Origin of the sequence: Paenibacillus sp. SC116 (genome assembly GCF_024733555.1) — a bacterium.
Classification (GTDB): Bacteria; Bacillota; Bacilli; order Paenibacillales; family Paenibacillaceae; genus Paenibacillus_B.
The window spans coordinates 371,046-389,437 of sequence record NZ_JANIOF010000004.1; the positions used below are offsets into that span (position 1 = coordinate 371,046).

An 18,392-nucleotide genomic window follows, 5' to 3' on the forward strand; every position below is an offset into this window, starting at 1 on the left:
GTAGTATGGTCCGTATGGTGGACACATTCTATAGCGGTAGGACGCAAGTAGGGACAACAGATGCATTTCATTCGGTTGACCCTATACATCCTGTGTTAGCTGATTAGGAAGCAATCGATAGGTACCTCGTATTTATGAGTTTTACAAGAAGCGGTAGTCTCGCAAAGTGAGCAAGCGAGGTGATTTCGGAGTATATACTGGATAAGTTAGTTCACGGACGTGCGGCTAGCGTGTGCTGCTCGTTTTTTTATTCGGATGACTTATCACTGCTGGATTGTTGTTTATTAAAGGAAAATGTCAGCAGCCAGATAACGATAATGACATACCCTATGGTAACGAAAATCGACCACATTTGTCCTTCCTGTAATTGTTCAAACCAATACTCAAATTCATTTCCATCTCTTCCGATGTTGTTAATCAGCGATACGGCGGGTACTAACATGGTGACAGCAGCCACAATAATGGAGAAAAAGGTGTTTTTCTTACGAATAATACTAATGACAGTTGTTACTAGGGTGATAAATAAAAAGCTGTAATAGACCATCCACACCCAAGACGGCAATGTTTGCATATGCATTTCTTACTCCTACTCCTTTTTAGACATCGTCAGCTGATCGTATCTCAGCTCGTGTCTTATTTGTGTAATCTAAAGCCTATTATAACTAACTTTTTCCATAACGGAAGTGAGTTTTAAAAAGTTTCGCTATTTTTATATAAAAGTTGTAAGTTTTTTTGACATTTTTGTGTGATATTAAATGATTAATATGAAAATATGTATATAGGATTATGATGGCAACTAGATTAATATCGAAATGTAGGCGATGGAAGGAGTTGGAGGAAGGTGTCATTCGTATAAAAAAATCGAGCGTGCAGTTATCGGTCAACTACCACGCTCGACATGGTGATCTCAAGAACGACTATTTGTAATGAGGTTATAATCGAATCGACTTCTTATACAATGGATAGAACCACTTTACTCCTCGTGGGGTTAACGTATCAGCCACTAAATGAGATACATATCCGAGCACAGCTACAGCCATAATACCTTCAACTTGAAGCTGCTGTTCTAATCCATAGCCAATCATTCCCCAGAAGATGACCGCCCATATTGTATGCGTTAATCCTCGATGGCTAAGCCAAGGTGCCCAAGCCACAAACAGTCCGAATCCAATAAGCCAATACATGTGGCTCTGCCAACCGATGAACATTAATACAGCCCCAATTAGGCTGACGATGGAATTGCGAATAATACCTTCCTTAGTGACGAAACCAAGTAAGAAAATAATAAATGCGCACATAGCCCATTCCATATTTACATGCTCGTTTATCACATATTGATAACCAAGACCAGCAACGAGTACAGCGCCAAGCCATACGATCGATTCGCGAATCCAACGTGATAATTGTCCAATCCGCTTGCTTAGGATACTTGGTCCATCTAGATCTGCACTGAGAGCAGAAAATGCCGATATGGCTACGTATAAGCCCGCACTCTTAAAGGAGAATGGAAAATAAGCAGCAGCTCCCATGCCGATCGTGACGCCAATTGCCAAATGGGTAGTTCCTTTCATACTTCCTCCTACTACTTATGTATTACACGGATTTGATTATTGAATAACCAAACGTATGTTTGTATTTATTATACATATATTTGGGATTGTAAACAATGGGTTTAGTTGTCATATTTGAATGTAGAAGAAATGTAGTGGGGAAATCATTGATAATAGAATGTTATTGTGCTGATTGACCAACTAGGGTAATGAAGTGTTGTGATTACAATCAAAATTTTTCTATTGAAAGGAAATAATAGGTTTGAAAACTTTCGAAATAATTCAACAAATTTTTGCTTTAATATGATAAATTGTTAAAGGGAAGAAAGTGCCTAACTACTAGATTAGAGGAGGATCATCCTTGGATTGGCAAGACATTATTTTTAAATTTGTAGGTGGATTGGGTTTATTCCTGTTCGGGATTAAGTATATGTCCGACGGTTTGCAAAAATCAGCAGGGGATAAAATGCGGGGTTTGTTAGAGAAATATACATCGAACCCGGTACTTGGATTGTTGGTTGGTGTTGGAGTTACGGTGCTGATTCAATCTTCGTCAGGTACGACTGTAATGGCAATTGGCTTAGTGAATGCAGGTCTTATGACATTAAGACAAGCCATTGGTGTTATTATTGGTGCGAACATCGGTACAACGATGACAGCGTTTATCGTTGGCATTAAAATTGATGACTATGCGCTGCCTATTATCGCAGTAGGTGCGATATTCTTGTTCTTTTTCACTAAGAAGAAGCTTCAGTACATAGGCCAAGTTATTTTTGGCTTCGGTACACTATTCTTAGGATTGTCCACGATGGGCAGTGGCGTTAAGCCGCTTAGCAAGCTTCCTGCTTTTACTGATTTTATGATTCAGCTGCAAGATCAACCGGTTCTTGCGCTATTAGTAGGTACTGTATTTACACTTATTGTACAAAGCTCCAGTGCAACGATTGGTATTTTGCAAACTATCGCTGACGAAGGCATGATTAGTTTAATGGGTGCACTTCCGATCCTGTTTGGTGATAATATCGGAACGACGGTTACTGCTGTTCTTGCTTCCATCGGTGCTACCGTAGTCGCAAAGCGTACGGCACTCGTGCATGTCATTTTCAACGTTGTGGGCTCGATTATTTTCATGCTGCTGCTTCCGCTTGTACACAGTATTGTGCTGTGGCTTGGAGAAGGGGTGAACATCCGTATGCAGATCGCATATGCGCATGGAATGTTCAACACGACCAACGCATTGCTCTTCCTGCCGTTCATTCCGGTTTTGGCATGGCTTGTAACGAAAGTCATCCCAGGAAAAGTACAAGAGATTGAGTTCAAAGCGATTTATTTGGACGAAAGATTGCTAGCAACTCCAGCGGTAGCATTTGGCCAAGCACAGCATGAAATTTTGCGTATGGGTCAATTTGCACGCGAGACATTGAATGACGCTTCTACTTACTTCTTCACTAAGGATGCTAAAGTTGGCGAGCTTGCCTTGCAGAAAGAAGCGCTTATTAACGAGTTGAACCGTAAAATTACGGACTATATGGTGAGAATCAATCAGCAGAATGGACTGTCTGAAGGGCAGTCGGAGAAAGCATCTGGCTGGTTCCAATTGATAAATGATATCGAACGAATTGGCGATCACGCAGAGAACATTGCGGAATTGTCTGAATTTAGCATTAATAAGAAAGTAGATTTGTCCAGCGAAGCTGGGGCTGAGTTAAAAGAGATGACTACACTTACAGATAAGACAGTGGAGCGGGCATTGTTCTCCTTGGAGCACACGGATGCTCAAGCTGCGCAGCAGGTATTGGAATATGAGCGTGAACTTGATGAGATGGAGAAGAAATTCCGTAAAAATCATATTCAGCGCCTAAATCAAAATCAATGCTCAGGCAGTTCTGGAGCCGTGTATCTCGATATCCTCAGTAATCTTGAGCGTGTTGGAGACCATAGTAAAAATATTGCTCAATTCGTTATTCATGAAGAAGAGTTATTGAAGAAATAGATGAAAAGCGTCGATCACTAGTCAAATGAGGTGATCGACGCTTTTTCATTTTGCCTAAAATAGTTTGGTGTACTATTGCAAGTGAATTGTAATGGTACTATGACTTGGAGTTACAGGGAGGGCTTGATATCCTCCAGCAGCCACTACAACTCCCTCTTGCTTAAGAGCATGGAGAATTATTAAATGATTATGATTTTCAGTTAATTGAACGGTATAATTCGTAGTACTCGCTGGTACTGTAGTTTGGGCTACGCTATTACCGTTCATTAAGTTGAAAACGATAATTTGATAACCTTCCGCACTTGGGATTTAATCCTAATTTATTTGAGATGTGATATAGCTAAGTGTAGGGGGTGTCACACTGTTTTGTGCTTTAGTAGATGTAGTAAGAGCAGGGGCCTGTTGGATTTGCTGTGCAAGAGCTGGGACGGCAGAAGTCAAAAGAGCAAAAGCTGCAAGACTGATGATCGTTTTTTTCATAAACCTATCACTCCTCAGTATTTTTGAACTTTTGTCCCAAATAAAAAAGCCCTTGTTAAAGGGCTTTTTATTAAGAGGTATGGATTCACTAGAACCAACGAAACCTATCAGCTCTAGTTTTTTCACTGCGGAAGACTCAGTGTTATTTCTTATCAGAACGCGCTTGTATCTCTTCCGTTACAACAAAAGCAAGGTCCTCATTTCCGAATAGAGAGAGAATTGCGAGTACGGTATCATCGAGAATATCTCCTGCCTCTTCCTTGGATACGGTCAATTCCATTGCTTGCTGGAGCAAATGGTTGTCTACTTGTTTCGGGTAGGCTTTTTGATAGAGCGCCACAGGATCAAGATTGTTATTGATGCACCATTGCGCAAAAATAAGAATCATCATGTTCTCTTCCTGTTGATAGGTGCGGATAATTTGTTCTTCCATTTCTTTCGTGTTCATTGATAAATCTCCTTACAGAAGGTAATATGGGTTCATTCATTATAACGAAGGAGCAGGTGGTATACAATGATTATCAATAACAAGATTAAAGCTGCTGAGGTTCAATTGACTGGTATAGATGGAGAAGATCTCGGGATTGTACCAACATCAGAGGCGCTGGCAATGGCGAAGAGGTTGAAAGTTGATCTCGTTTGTACATCGATGATGAGCAGCCCACCTCCGTGTAAGCTGGTACGTGCTGGAGCGGCAAAGGAAGAAGCACAACAAGCTCGTAAACGCGAGCAGAATGCAAAAGTGAAAGAGATCCGCCTAACTCCTCAAATTGAAGAGCATGATTACGAGACTAAGAAGCAGCAGGCAGAACGTATTTTACGAGCTGGGGATGCCGTTCTTCTCGTCGTTCGTATTTCGGGCAAGGAAGGCGAAAAGGCGAAGAAGTTGCTTGAAGAGCTGTTGCGTGATTTGGCAGCCGTGGGTGTGAAACAATCGGGCATTCAATTAAGTGGTAAGCAGGCAGCTGTACAGTTGAACCCAGTTGCATGAATATTTTAGTCGCAGATGATGAATGGCAAATGGTGAAGTTGATCCAAGTATATTTTGAGCAAGCAGGATTTCAAGTGCATACGGCCAAAAATGGGGAAGAAGCGCTTGAAATTATTGAACATCACTCCATTGATCTGGCGGTACTGGATTGGATGATGCCGATTATGAGCGGTATTCAAGCGTGTAAAGAGATGAAGCGACGGGGTCAAATAAAAGTATTGATGTTAACCGCAAAAGGCGATCACGAAGCAGAACTCCAAGCGTTGGAAGCGGGAGCAGATGATTATGTGAAAAAGCCTTTTGATCCGCGTGTATTGCTTATACGAGCTAAGAAGCTGCTGCAAATAGACGGACAAGCTCGAATTGGAGATTTAGTTATCGATAGGGAAGGTCATAAAGTATGGAAAGCAGGCAAAGATTTGCACGTAACGAAGAAGGAATTTCAACTGCTGAAGTGTTTTATGAACAATCGAGGACGTGTCCTTACCCGAGAGGTATTGCTGGATCAAGTGTGGGGCATTGATTATGTTGGCGAAGATCGAACTGTAGATACACATATTCGCAGGCTGAGAGAGAAAATCGGTGAAGAGTGGATTGTAACCCATAGAGGACTTGGATACAGTTTTGAACATAACCATGAATAAAATTGGCCGCAAGCTATTTCTTACTATCTCATGCATAATTGCATTTGTTTATGTGCTGACTTTTTTGGCAAATACGTATCTTCTGCCCACTTATTTCTTGCATGAGAAAAAGTCTAATATGGCTGAAATTATGCAGCAATTAGATACAATGTCTGCAAGCAGCTTGACTGCAGAAGCAGAGCAGCTTTCTTACAAACATAATGTAACGATTGTATTTGCGCGTCACGATGGCAGTGTTAACGATCTTAACGGAACACTGCGTGATAAATTCAACAGTCGTGGTATCGCTATGAGTAAGTTCTGGATTACAGAAGAGAGTATGGAGAAGCTGAAGAGCGGGACGCATGTTAACAAGTTATATGATCAGGAGAAACTCAAATCGAGAGTGTTCGTCTCATTTGTGATGAAAGACGATATCGTCTTTGCAGTTGCGGATTCGATTGCACATGCAACAGAAACGATAATGATGGCGAACCAATTCCATACTTGGATTTTGCTCGTTGCGTTGGTCTTGACGCTGGTACTTGTCGGCTTGTTCTCGAACCGGCTGCTGCGTCCACTTGATCAGCTAAAGCGTGCAACGGAAGATATCGCTAACTTACATTTTCGTAAAGTAGAAATCAAGACCGGAGATGAAGTGGAGTCACTTGCCCATAGTGTAAATGAAATGAGCGACAAGTTGCAGCAAGCACATCAAGAGTTGGCGATTCGCAACCAGAATCTTCAAGGCTTTATTTCTGATGTGTCTCATGAACTTAAGACGCCGATTGCTTTGATCAAGGCTTACGCTGCTGGAATGAGAGATGGTTATGATGACGGCAGCTATTTGGAAGTGATTGAGAAGCAAGCGGATGATATGACGACGATGGTGGAAACGCTTCTAGAGCTGTCGAGACTGCAAGTCGAGCCCTATGCAGTTGCTTCGTTTGATATGAGAGAGCTAGTTGCTCAGGTGGTTGATACGTATAAACTGACGCTTCAACAGCAAGGAATAGAGCTGACGATGCATGATGATAAGGACGCTGCGTATATGGTCTTAGCAGATAAAACGAAGATGATGATCGTGTGGAGCAATTTGATACGTAATGCAATAAGTTACACAACCAATCGACGAATAGATATTACTTTGGCACGACAAGGCAATCTGATACACTGCTCCATCAAAAATGGAGTTGGGCCTATAGATGAAAAACAATTGGATTTTCTATGGGAACCCTTTTATGTGGTGGAACAGTCGCGCAACAAACAGTTAAGCGGGACAGGACTAGGGTTATCTATCGTCAAAACGATTTTGTTGAAGCATCAATCAGACTTTGGTGTTAGAACGATCAATAATGACATCGATTTTTATTTTGAGGTCGAGTTCTCTAGCGGGTGAGCTTGTTTCAGTTGTATCAGCTGTGAAGCTAGAACCTAGAACTTAAATGGAATAAGTTGGACAAAAAAGTTTAGGCAGCCGTAGGGCTGCCTTTTTGTATACTACTTTTGTTTCTGTAATATGTCATATTGGTGTAACAAAGCAAGCGTATCATTACTTTTGAGGTGAGGGAGTTGCATGTAAATAAACGGCATCATGATTATAAATTAATTCGTCGAGTTGCAGTAGCCGCAGGAATAGTATTTATACTGTTATTAACCTTGTTAGCCTATTCAACTTACATAGAGCCGAAGATGTTAAGAGTAAAGGATATTAACATTGCAAGTGAGTATATTCCACCTTCGTTTGATGATATGACAATCGTTCATTTCTCAGATACACATATAGGTGAATATTATGATAACGAAAATCTAAAGAAACTGGTTGACCGAGTAAATCAATTACATCCTGATTTGATTATTTTCACAGGAGATTTGTTCGATCATTACAGCAAGTACGGCGCGAAACGGGACGAGGCACAGCAATTGCTTGGCCAAATGAAAGCTCATTTAGGTAAATATGCCGTCTATGGCAACCACGATCGCGGTGGAGGCGGAAGTCGCAAGTATGAACGGTATTTAAAAGAAGCAGGATTTGAAGTGCTGATGAATGAAACGCATCCTATCGTGTTACCTAATGGAGAGAAAATAGTATTAGCTGGACTTGATGATGCCATGCTAGGTAATCCAGATATCCCGAATACGCTTAGCCAACTGCGAGCAGAGGACTTTAACATTGCAGTTGTGCATCAGCCTGATTTGGCAGATGAAATTGCTAATTATCCAGTAGATTTGCAGCTATCTGGACATAGTCATGGTGGTCAAGTGCAAACGCCATGGTCGAAGCCTATTTATACACCGCCATTAGCAGTAACCTATGTAGAGGGAAGGTATATGATCCGTGATGGAAATAAACCGATGCAGCTTTATGTGAATCGCGGCATTGGGACAACTCGGCTGCCGATCCGATTTATGAATGCACCTGAATTGACCAAGATAACATTAGTTAGAAAGGGAGATTCCTAAGAAGGCAAATGCCTCCTGCACAAAAGCAAGAGGCGGCTAGGCTGAAAATTGTAATTATGATCCTGCGCGTACAAGTATCACTTTGCAGGTGCTGGAGCAATTGGCAGCTGGGGAGGTGCCATCAAATGGTCTAAACTTGCGAATTCATATCCTTGTCTGTGAGCTTCGTCGATAATTCTGCCAAGGGCTGCTGCATTATCTTTGGATATAGAGTGGAGCAGAAGTACGGCTCCTGGATGCAGTTGTCGAACGACATTATCGTATGCATACTGGCCCCCGCGCTGTTGATTGACATCCCAATCTTTATAAGCGATGGACCAAAATACATTGGTGTATCCAAGTTTGTGACTAAGCGCAAGTGAGCGTTCGTTAAATATTCCACGAGGGGGACGAAGATAACGCATTTGCTTCTGACCCGTCACAGCAGATACTGCCGTTTTAACTTTCTCCAATTCTTCGGTAAGTTTTGCGTCAGAAATCGTGGTCATATCAGGATGGCTCCAGGAATGGTTACCAATGAGATGACCTTCTGCGATCATGCGTTTTAGCAAGTCAGGTTGCGTATCAATATAATGGCCTGTCACGAAGAAAATGGCAGGTACTTTTTTGGATTTCAACGTATCAAGTATATTGGAGGTTAATCCATTTTCATAGCCGTTATCGAAAGTGAGATAGAGCGTTTTCGAGCGAGTGTTTCCAAGAAAAATGGAGCCATGCTTTTCAATAACGCTTTTAAACCCTTCCTCATCAATGGAAGGTAGCTGGCCGTTCTTGCTCTTTTTGAATCCAAAATGGAAAGTCGGGCTGTAGGCAGCTGCTTGTACAGATAGTCCGTATGGAACAGTCAAGATGGCAATTGCCAAGAGAGCTGCAAAATAACGTTTTAGCATAGGTAACTCCTTACGATAAATTCCTGTTATGTGCGGTTATTGTATTACTATTTGTATATTGCCTGTATTTGATTCATAAACGTGGCTGTTTTCGTTCTCTTCCTTCTTGGCGCTTTTGGTGAACTTTTCGCTGTGGATCCGAGTGTTTAATTAATTCAGATACCGTTACAAATTGATAGCCTCTTCGTTTTAATTCAGGCAAAATTAATTCAAGTGCTTGTGGAGTCTGGGTGCGCCCATGTACATAATCGTGGAACAGAACAATATCGCCATTTCGCGCATTGTTTAATACCTTGTTTTTAATTTTGTTAATACCAGGTAAATCCCAGTCTCTCGTATCTTGGTGCCACGACCACATAATACATTTCAACCCCTGCTGTTTGCTCGTATCAACGATAAGGTCGTTATAATTACCGCCTGGTGGTCGGAACAAAGTAGGTGTTTGTCCAGTCGCGGTTTGAATGGCTTGCTGCGTCATCTGGATTTCTTTAAGGATCAGATTGGGAGATGACTTGCGATTGAAATATACGTGATTGTACGTATGATTGGCCATTTCGTGTCCATCTTCTACAATTCTTTTGGCGAGCTGAGGATATTTGGTTACGCGTTTGCCAATGACGAAGAACGTACTTTTTACGTCATATCGCTTCAAAATATCCAATATGGCCACTGTTTGTCTTGGGTCCGGACCATCATCGAACGTAAGTGCCATCATTTTATGTTCTGTCTTTGCCTCCCATATGATTGAACCTTGTTGTTCATATTCTTGCCGACTTCTTTTTGCAGGAGCTGAAAATGCTGTTTGGGTGGCAATTATGAAACAAAATACGAGAAGGAGCCAGTAGCCTGATTGTTTGCGCATACGTATCACCTTATGTTTGATTAAGTATTTGAACACCAAGAACGTAATGGGTTGCTTGAATTCTCCATCTATTGTGTGACCACTAGTAGTCATTTAATCTGGATGATGATGGTAAATGAGTTGAGAACAGCATCTATCAACGTATTAACATGAAATGGGTTGGTCCAAAATAATGGAGGTCGTAATTGTTTCTTAGGCAGAAAATGCAATAAAACGAATCATTCCCAAAATGAAAATAATTCGTTATAATAGTGGATAGAGCTTAACGGAGAAAAAATAAGCTACTATATATTCGTATTGAATATGGATCTTCAGGGCAAGGTGAAATTCCTTACCGGCGGTAAAAGCTGTTCGATAGCTCAAGCCCGCGACTCCCTGCGTTTACGTAGGGACTGACTTGGTGTGAATCCAAGGCCGACGGTTAAAGTCCGGATGGGAGAAGATCGCATAAGCGTTTCGCATGACCAATTGAATATTTTAGGTCTATTGTTGAGATCAGCTTATATCGAGTCATCCAATGACAGATAAGCGATGTTTGTCCTTTTCAGCTAAGATCCTATATTCAACGACCCAGGAGGTTATTGAATATGGACACGCATGCATTGGCTGATCAGCGGAGTACATTCTCAAGCAAAGGGGTGTGGCTCGTTGCACTTGGGGCCGCATTTTGGGGATTAGGACCGCTGTTCCGTGTACTTGTGTTGGAGTATTTAACATCCACACAAATCGTATTATTGGAACATCTCGTATTGTTGGTGTTTGCTGCACCTATCGTGTGGAAACATCGTGCAGAGTTAAAAGGGGCCAATTGGAAACATTGGGGTGCTTTGCTCTTCGTTTCTTGGGGAGGCTCTGTAATGGCAACCATTATGTTCACAGAAGCATTTGCAACAGGAAATGTGAACACTGTACTTCTGTTACAGAAACTGCAACCGTTATTTGCCGTTATACTAGCACGCTTTCTTCTGAAGGAGAAGCTGCCGAATCGATTTGGTTATTTATTAGCTGTAGCACTTATCGGCACGTATTTACTTACATTCGGATGGTCATTGCCACAAGGTACGATGAATGATGTCGTAGGTATGAGCAGTTTGCTGGCATTGGGAGCTGCATTGCTATGGGGTGGATCGACGGTTATGGGGCGATTCATGCTTGATAAAATGCAATATGAAACGGTTACGGCATTAAGATTTTTACTGGCACTTCCATTATTGTTCGTCTTTACTTGGTCTGAGAATGCGAGTTGGAGCGTGCCGCCTAGTGAGTACGGATCGATTACATTTTATATTATTTTGCAAGCGGTACTGCTAGGGTTATTCAGTATTTTACTGTACTACCGAGGCTTGTCCGAAACAAAGGCATCCTACGCTACGCTAGCAGAGCTGTCATTCCCCCTTGTAGGGATGATGATGAACTGGATTGTTTTCAATCAAGTGGTTACAATTGCACAATTAACAGGCTTTGTTCTCATTTGGGTTGCATTATTCTATGTGTCCAGACAGCAGTAGGAAAGCCATTGACGTGATATATATATAAATGAAGCCAAGGAGAGCGATATGCTCTCCTTTTTTTGCGTGCTGTTTATCTATTATCCACTTCATTCTTTATATGTGTTAGAGGGTGAAATAATTAGATTTGTCCTGAGTAACGGACTTGCAATTTCGTGCTCGAACCTCAATATACATATAGATGATATTATGATGTTCATCGCATGTGATAGCGGTGAAAGGAGGATGAACGATGCCATTCGTACAGCGGTTCACCGTGACCAGTGCAGGTGCACTCACATTCACAGGGAACGCTTTATCTTTAACGAAAATTGCTAATCAGCTTCTGCCAGGAACTCTTGATGCTTCGGGGACATTTATTACGACGAACACCGCACTTACAGCTCCAGGCTGGTTTCCAGGAACGACACTTGATTATACGCTCAACTCCTCTGCAGCTGTGCTTCGCATTCCATCAGGCAGTACGATAGAGCATGCGGAGTTAATTTGGTCAGCGAACTACTCAACACCTATTGGGAATGTAACGCCTTTTATTCGAGATCCGGTTCAATTTAGAACTCCGCAAGGGACTTTTACGATTACTCCGACAAACTTTTTTACCAATGCCAGCCCAGTTAATCCAAGTGTCCAATGGTATACCAATACCGCTGATGTTACTTCACTTGTGCAGGCTGGCGGAGCAGGTACTTATGCAACGGGGAGTGTACCAGCATTTATTGCCGCAGCTGATAATCAAACCACTCATTCCGGTTGGACACTGGCGGTATCCTATCGGAATCCTGCTTTTCCGTTTCGGAATAAATCTATTTTTGTGGGGCAGGATTTAGTGGGCCTTCCCCCTATATTTAATATCGACATTACGGTTTCTGGCTTTTCATCTCCAACAACAGGCCCTGTAACTGGTCGAATTCTCCTATCTTCGCATGATGGAGATCCATTTGCAGGTGGGGATGTTGCCATGTTCGGTCCCAATACGTCCAGCTTAGTGACATTATCGGGACCTAATAACTTAGCAACTAACTTTTTCCAAGCTCAAATTAATAATGACTCAGGCAACTTAGATACTTCAGGTACGTTCGGGAACCGTAATGCAGTTGCAGGCAACCCAGGCTTCTATACGACAGGATCTCGCTTGGCCTATGATATTACAAATGTAGATGCCTCAGCTGGTTTGTTTAACTCACAGACGTCTGGCGTACTGCGAATTACGACCTCATCGGATGTTATTCTTCCGAATGGAATAGGGATTCAGATCGATGTCAATCAGCCTTTATTATCGATTGACAAGGAGAGTAGTACCACTACTGCTCGTGAAGGGGATGTTATTACTTATACTGCTGTTATTACAAACAGTGGTGCTGCTAATGCAGACAGCGTTATTTTCACCGATCCGATTCCAGTGGGAACGACATTTATTCCAAACACCGTATCGATTGATGGTGGACCCCCGCAAACAGGTCTAAGCCCTATAACCGGAATTAATTTAGGCACCATTCCTGTCAGTGGAAGTAGAAGAGTTACGTTCCAGGTACGTGTAAATACAGGTGGGGTGCCGCCACAAATTTCGAATACATCGAGTGCGACATTTACATTTATAAGTGTTCCAGGAGGGCCTGTTCTAGAGGGAAGTGTCGTATCCAACGAAGTAGTCGTCAACTTGATTTCGGTCAGTATTACGAAAACAGCCACCCCAACATCCGCTCTTCCAGGTCAAGATGTACTGTATACAGTTACGGTTCTTAATAATGGCGGTGCGACATTAACCAATGTGAGAATTACGGATGCCACGCTAGGATTGAACGAAACGCTTTCCATGTTGGCTCCTGGGGAATCATTAAGATTTGAGATTAATTTCACAATTCCACTTGGGACGCCAGCGGGCTCGATATTTGTGAATAGAGCGGCTGTTGTCACGAATGAAACATCAGATGAAGCCTTTTTCCAAGTGAATGTGTTGGCTGCACCGTCACTATCCATTAATAAAGTGGCAGATCGAACGATGGTAGCAGCGGGAGATACGATATTTTACACGATAGAAGTTGTTAACACGGGAAATAGCACCCTTACTAACGTACGAGTAACAGATTCGTTATTAGGTATTGATACACTTATTGGAACGCTGCTTGAAGGAGAAAGTCAGTTTGTGTTTGGCGAGTTCACGGTGCCGGTGGGTTCATCGGGTACGGTTACGAATACGGCAACGGGGACTTCTAACGAAGCTGCGACTGTGAGTGATAGTGAAACGGTCACGATTACTCCGCAGCCAGCGTTGTTTGTGCGCAAGCGGGCCGTACAGCCTGAAGTGGAAGCTGGATCTCCGGCCATGTTTGAGATCGAATATGGAAATGCAGGAAATGTCACGTTAACCAATGTCGTCGTGTCCGACCCTCAATTAAATATTAATGAAGTCGTCCCAGTTTTGGAACCAGGCGAAGCATTTATAATAACGGGTGCGTTGGATATTCCATTTGGCACTCCACCGGGTACGGTTATTACCAATACGGTTACCGTTTCATCCGATCAAGTTGGAACTCAAACTTCACAAGCGACCGTTACTGTACTTCAGCCAGCGTTTCCTATTATTGAATTAAGCAAATTTGTAGATCGTGAGACAACCGCTCCTGGGGAGACGATTACCTATACTATCATTATTTCAAATACGGGTTTTATTTCTTTGACAAATGTGAATGTAATCGACCCGCTATTAGGTATTAATCAGGTTATCCCAGAGATATTGCCTAGTGATTCGTTTATTATTGAATCTGATTTCACGGTTCCGTTAGATACGCCTGATGGTTCTTCTATCGTTAATACGGTCACAGCTACATCGGATCAAACACTGCCAGTAGAGACCACGAATGTACTACCTGTTCAGTCGATTTTTGGATTGGAAATTACCAAAACGGTTGAGCCTGCTACTGCTCTTCCTGGTGACGAAGTTCAGTTTACGATTATTGTTCGAAATACAGGTAATCGTACACTTACGAATGTGCGTATTACAGACCCAATCGTTGAGCTTGATACCGTGCTAGAGAACTTAGCGCCTGGTGGAGAGGTAGACATTACTTCATTCCTTATCATTCCTGCTGGAACTCCTATTGGCAATTTCGAAAATACCGCTACCGCTTCTGCGGATAGTGTGCCTACACAGAGCTTTACGGCTACAGTGGAAATAGGCGCTGCACCAGATTTGACAATCACGAAGACAGCAGATCAAACGAGTGTCGTGCCTGGTGCTACGGTTACGTATACAATCTTAGTGAGTAATACAGGCAATGTTCCGTTGTCAAATGTGATCGTTCAAGATCCGATGCTCGGCATTGATCAGACGATTCCGCTGCTTGCAAGCGGGGCAGAGCAAACGATCACGCAAACGTTCCCTATACCAGTTGCTACACCAGCATTAACCGTATTTTTAAATACAGTAACCGCCTCTTCGGATCAGACGACTCCAATTACGGCTACAGAAAGAATCATTGTAGAACCAATTGTAGGACTTCAAGTTAGCAAAACAGCAGCACCAGCAGAAGCTGCGCCTGGGACACCAGTGGTATTCTCGATTACAGTTACTAATTTATCGGCAGTGACGTTAACTAATATTTTAGTGAGTGACCCGCTTATTGGCTTCACGCAGACGATCCCGTCGCTTGGCCCTGGAGCTTCTCAAGTGCTGGCGGTTCCATTTACGATTCCGAGCAATGAATTACCAGGTTCCTTTGTAAATACGACAGAAGTTTTTGCAAACGAGACAGACACAGTAACCGGAAGTGTAACGGTATCTATACTTCCAGTATCTACATTGACTATTGCGAAACTTCCTTCACAAACAGTCGCTGTTCCAGGTGAACCTATTTTGTATACGTTCCGAATTACGAACAGTGGGAATACAGACATTACGAATGTACGAATCACAGATCCGTTGCTTAATCTAAATAACAACATAAGTATCATTCCAGTCGGTTCAAGCTTCGACCTTGTTATTCCGTTTGAGGTTCCACGGAATTTTACAGGGACTGAACTGACGAACACGGCTACGATCTCTTCTGATCAAACTGCTGCACAACAAGTGGTAGCCACCATTCAAATTATCCCAGACTTAACGGTCCAGTTCACGAAAGTGGCAGATCGCACAGTTGCCTTACCGGGAGAGCAGGTCAACTACACGCTGACGATAACGAATTCGTCGAGTTTCACATTAACGAACCTCCGGTTGTTTGATCCCGTGATTGACATTGAAGAGCAAGTTTCCCGACTGGAGCCAGGTGCGACATTAACATTTAGCGCATCCTTTATTGTGCCACTAGGAACAGCAGCAGGAACGGTTATTGTCAACGAAGCCGTATTTTTATCAGATGAGACTGTCGTTCAACGTGCATCTGCAAGTGTGACCGTAGGCAGCAGCCCGAGGCTTGTCATTACCAAAACGGCATCCAAACAATCCGCTATCCCTGGGGAACGTATCCAATTTAGACTTCGGTTGCGGAATGCGGGCAATGTCCCATTAACAGGTGTTGTCGTAACCGATCCGCTGCTTAATATTCGAGTCGAAGCGAGGGCACCTATTGGTCCTGGAGAGTCTAGAGAAGCGATTGTGCCATTTACGGTACCAAGCAATGCGGTTCCTGGTACTACGATTACGAATACATTTAATGCGACTTCCAACGAAACAGGACTTGTGAGTACATCTGTTTCTGTAAATGTTGCAGCTTCACCGCTTCAAGTTGTAAAGTCTGCTAACCGCAAATCCGTCGTTGAATGCGAAATTGTGACGTACACGATTCTTCTGCGGAATACGAGTTCGACCACGGTTAGCAATATAACATTAACAGACAACATTCCTATAGGTTCTACTTTTGTAGTGGGCAGCCTGAAGCTTAACGGATGTCCTGTCACGAATCAACAACTAGAGACGGGAATTACCGTCCCAGATTTGGCTGCTGGACAGCAGGCTGAAGTGCAGTTCAAAGTAAAAGTCGAGCCAATTAAGAAATCAAGGGTAACCCAGCTCGTGAATCAGGCAACAGTACGATTTACATTCAGGGATCCACAAGGAAGAACCATTACCACTAGTACACAGTCTAATCAGGTTATTGTTACGATTAAAGAGGAGCAGGAAGAATAAATAGCTATATAGCTATGTAACCGATTGATGCATAAAGTCTGGAGCTGTCGCAAGTAGTCATCTTAACAAAATGGCGGTACAGTGTGTAGTTTCTGTATCGCCATTTGTTGTACATATCTATTTACAGCAATGTAGGGAATATAGGATTTGGAGATAAACGCTTTTACTTAGACTAAATACGTGAGTGGAGTCGAGCTGTGGCACAAAGAGCAGATTACACAATTCGAGTAGATAGTCGTTTCCTTAAAAAGATATTGCAATATCCGATAGAAACTACTACTAAAATGGTAGAAAAAATGGAAATAATTCCATGAAAGCTTGGCAATTTGGTGAAAAATGAGGGAAATACCAGTGAGAAGATTCGATGTCGTTCAAAGAGAATTAGTTAAAGCGTTTGAAGAAAGAAAGAGTTTAACCGATCAGAAAGTGGTTTCTTTAAGTCAAGAATTGGACGACCATATTGTGACGCTGCAGAAGTTAAAACAGAAATCTGGGTGTTCAAACTTAGTAGCGAACAAGTTGCAAGAACGCTGCTGAAGCTGAGGATCGAAACTCCTATTCAATATGAGCAATCAAGTACATTGTAAGCTTACATGTATATAAGAATCCTGCATAGAAGTTGGAATGGGAGGCTGGGGACGATTTTCATATCATTTGATGTTTAGCCAGTGAATGCGCATGCAAGCGCCATCTGCTGGCTTATTCGTCTGTCAGCATGAATTTGCACGTGTCGTATGAAAATAACTTCTTAGGCCCATCTTATGGACTGTGGAGGTGAACATAATGGCAGGAAGAAACAGTAAGCCGAAAAATAATGGACCAGCATCAAGCCCTAGCCGTCTTGAGCAGTTTGGAGATAAGCTGGCTGACGAGTCAGGGTCTAAGCAAAAACAAGAGGGCAAACAGTCCTAAAAAACGTCTTATGTTGTAATTGAACGAGCTAATGGAGGATAGCGGCTTTTCGACGAGAAGCCTGCTATCCTTTACTTTTTTAATGATGGGTTATGCAATCTGTTACCGTGTGCAGCCAGAGTTACCATTTTATACGAATTTAAAAAACCATCTGAATAGTGCTTTGTCGTATAATGGGAGCTGTCTTAAAAGTTACATGCGCGTGCAAATATATCTTTTTACATAATCTTGTGCCATAACAAGTTTGATAACTACAAAATGGATATTTATTAATCTGTTGACCTGAGGTCTATAACTGAATGGTAGCAGCAGCTACTAGAAAGGTGGTCGGATTTTGCTTAAAGGTAAGTCATTTTATACAGTGCTAGTGCTGGTTTCATTCGGAATTATCGCTTACGTTTCCTACATCAATTTTATTCATGATCCACGAGCAGAAGAATTTTTAAACCACAAAGAAGGACTTAAGCGTCCGCTTCAGCTTCCGATATGGTTGAATGTGATGTATATACATGTAGTGTTCGCTTGTATTGCACTTGTGTCTGGATTGCTGAACTTTTCTACTTGGCTGCTGCATAATAATCGCAAGTTTCATCGAGTGAATGGATACATCTATGTTGTATCTGTATTTATGGTGGCCCTTACTTCAGGATACATGGCGCCTTATTCAACCGGTGGTAAGGCAAGCAGTATTGCATTTAACATGCTGAATATCATCTGGCCTTTTATGACGGGGATGGCGATTATAAGTATTCGTAAAAAGCGGCTGCTTCAGCATCGTAAATGGATGATTCGCAGTTTTGCCTACTGCTTTACGAATACGTTTATACACTTGATTACATTTGTTATTCATAAAGGGTTGGGCTTGGCATATGTTAGCAGCTATACGATAAGCATTTATTGCGCACTTATTATTCTTCCTATTTTAGCGGAAATAGTTATTAGAATCACACTGCCACGCTCTGAGCGTACGGCTGTTAAGCAGTAACGTTTATCCACAT

16 protein-coding genes and 1 riboswitch are annotated in these 18,392 nt (G+C 42.3%); of the genes, 10 read left to right on the top strand and 6 right to left on the bottom strand.

Annotated elements, in window-relative coordinates:
• Positions 1–247: 247 nt before the first annotated feature.
• Both NQ117_RS17985 and NQ117_RS17990 read right to left on the bottom strand, forming a co-directional pair.
• Positions 248–577, bottom strand: coding sequence for a hypothetical protein (locus NQ117_RS17985; protein WP_258279381.1), 330 nt, complete (start codon positions 575–577; stop codon positions 248–250).
• Positions 578–932: 355 nt separating this feature from the next.
• Positions 933–1,571 (bottom strand): metal-dependent hydrolase, encoded by a 639-nt coding sequence (locus NQ117_RS17990; RefSeq protein WP_258279382.1) that lies wholly within the window; start codon positions 1,569–1,571, stop codon positions 933–935.
• A 340-nt stretch (positions 1,572–1,911) separates the two neighbouring features.
• On the opposite strand from NQ117_RS17990, the gene NQ117_RS17995 reads away from it, so the two are divergent.
• Positions 1,912–3,543 (top strand): Na/Pi cotransporter family protein, encoded by a 1,632-nt coding sequence (locus NQ117_RS17995; RefSeq protein ID WP_258279383.1) that lies wholly within the window; start codon positions 1,912–1,914, stop codon positions 3,541–3,543.
• A 315-nt stretch (positions 3,544–3,858) separates the two neighbouring features.
• Here the strand turns inward: NQ117_RS17995 and NQ117_RS18000 are convergent, their stop codons facing one another.
• Both NQ117_RS18000 and NQ117_RS18005 read right to left on the bottom strand, forming a co-directional pair.
• Positions 3,859–4,023: a hypothetical protein gene (locus NQ117_RS18000; RefSeq protein ID WP_258279384.1), complete on the bottom strand. Its 165-nt coding sequence runs from the start codon at positions 4,021–4,023 to the stop codon at positions 3,859–3,861.
• A 142-nt stretch (positions 4,024–4,165) separates the two neighbouring features.
• Positions 4,166–4,471, bottom strand: a complete 306-nt coding sequence (locus NQ117_RS18005; RefSeq protein ID WP_258279385.1) for a hypothetical protein — start codon at positions 4,469–4,471, stop codon at positions 4,166–4,168.
• Between the two features lie 66 nt (positions 4,472–4,537).
• On the opposite strand from NQ117_RS18005, the gene infC reads away from it, so the two are divergent.
• The 4 genes from infC (at position 4,538) to NQ117_RS18025 (ending at position 8,100) form a co-directional block, all read left to right on the top strand.
• Positions 4,538–5,014, top strand: coding sequence for a translation initiation factor IF-3 (infC, locus tag NQ117_RS18010; protein WP_258279386.1), 477 nt, complete (start codon positions 4,538–4,540; stop codon positions 5,012–5,014).
• Entirely contained in the window at positions 5,011–5,658 is a 648-nt protein-coding gene (locus NQ117_RS18015; RefSeq protein WP_258279387.1) for a response regulator transcription factor, read from the top strand. The genes infC and NQ117_RS18015 overlap by 4 nt, the downstream gene beginning before the upstream one ends.
• Positions 5,659–5,776: 118 nt before the next feature.
• The gene (locus NQ117_RS18020; RefSeq protein WP_258279388.1) at positions 5,777–7,036 is read left to right on the top strand and encodes a sensor histidine kinase; all 1,260 of its coding nucleotides are present in this window, start codon (positions 5,777–5,779) and stop codon (positions 7,034–7,036) included.
• A gap of 173 nt (positions 7,037–7,209) precedes the next feature.
• Positions 7,210–8,100, top strand: a complete 891-nt coding sequence (locus NQ117_RS18025; protein ID WP_258279389.1) for a metallophosphoesterase — start codon at positions 7,210–7,212, stop codon at positions 8,098–8,100.
• 77 nt (positions 8,101–8,177) lie between these two features.
• Here the strand turns inward: NQ117_RS18025 and pdaA are convergent, their stop codons facing one another.
• Together pdaA and NQ117_RS18035 are read right to left on the bottom strand one after the other, a co-directional pair.
• Complete coding sequence (pdaA, locus tag NQ117_RS18030) at positions 8,178–8,990, bottom strand: delta-lactam-biosynthetic de-N-acetylase (protein ID WP_258279390.1); 813 nt, start codon at positions 8,988–8,990, stop codon at positions 8,178–8,180.
• Between the two features lie 73 nt (positions 8,991–9,063).
• Positions 9,064–9,852 carry a polysaccharide deacetylase family protein gene (locus NQ117_RS18035; protein ID WP_258279391.1) on the bottom strand — a complete coding sequence of 263 codons (789 nt, stop codon included), beginning with the start codon at positions 9,850–9,852 and terminating at the stop codon, positions 9,064–9,066.
• 303 nt (positions 9,853–10,155) lie between these two features.
• Positions 10,156–10,300, top strand: a riboswitch (FMN riboswitch).
• A gap of 139 nt (positions 10,301–10,439) precedes the next feature.
• Here NQ117_RS18035 and NQ117_RS18040 point away from each other — a divergent pair.
• From NQ117_RS18040 to NQ117_RS18055, 5 genes are all read left to right on the top strand, one after another.
• The gene (locus NQ117_RS18040) at positions 10,440–11,360 is read left to right on the top strand and encodes a DMT family transporter (RefSeq protein ID WP_258279392.1); all 921 of its coding nucleotides are present in this window, start codon (positions 10,440–10,442) and stop codon (positions 11,358–11,360) included.
• 232 nt (positions 11,361–11,592) lie between these two features.
• Positions 11,593–16,482: a DUF7507 domain-containing protein gene (locus NQ117_RS18045; RefSeq protein WP_258279393.1), complete on the top strand. Its 4,890-nt coding sequence runs from the start codon at positions 11,593–11,595 to the stop codon at positions 16,480–16,482.
• 336 nt (positions 16,483–16,818) lie between these two features.
• Positions 16,819–17,019 carry an aspartyl-phosphate phosphatase Spo0E family protein gene (locus NQ117_RS24210; protein ID WP_144990697.1) on the top strand — a complete coding sequence of 67 codons (201 nt, stop codon included), beginning with the start codon at positions 16,819–16,821 and terminating at the stop codon, positions 17,017–17,019.
• A gap of 246 nt (positions 17,020–17,265) precedes the next feature.
• Complete coding sequence (locus NQ117_RS18050) at positions 17,266–17,394, top strand: hypothetical protein (RefSeq protein ID WP_258279394.1); 129 nt, start codon at positions 17,266–17,268, stop codon at positions 17,392–17,394.
• 334 nt (positions 17,395–17,728) lie between these two features.
• A complete protein-coding gene (locus tag NQ117_RS18055; protein WP_258279395.1) occupies positions 17,729–18,379 on the top strand; it encodes a DUF2306 domain-containing protein in 651 nt (216 codons plus the stop codon).
• The last annotated feature ends 13 nt before the right edge of the window (positions 18,380–18,392 follow it).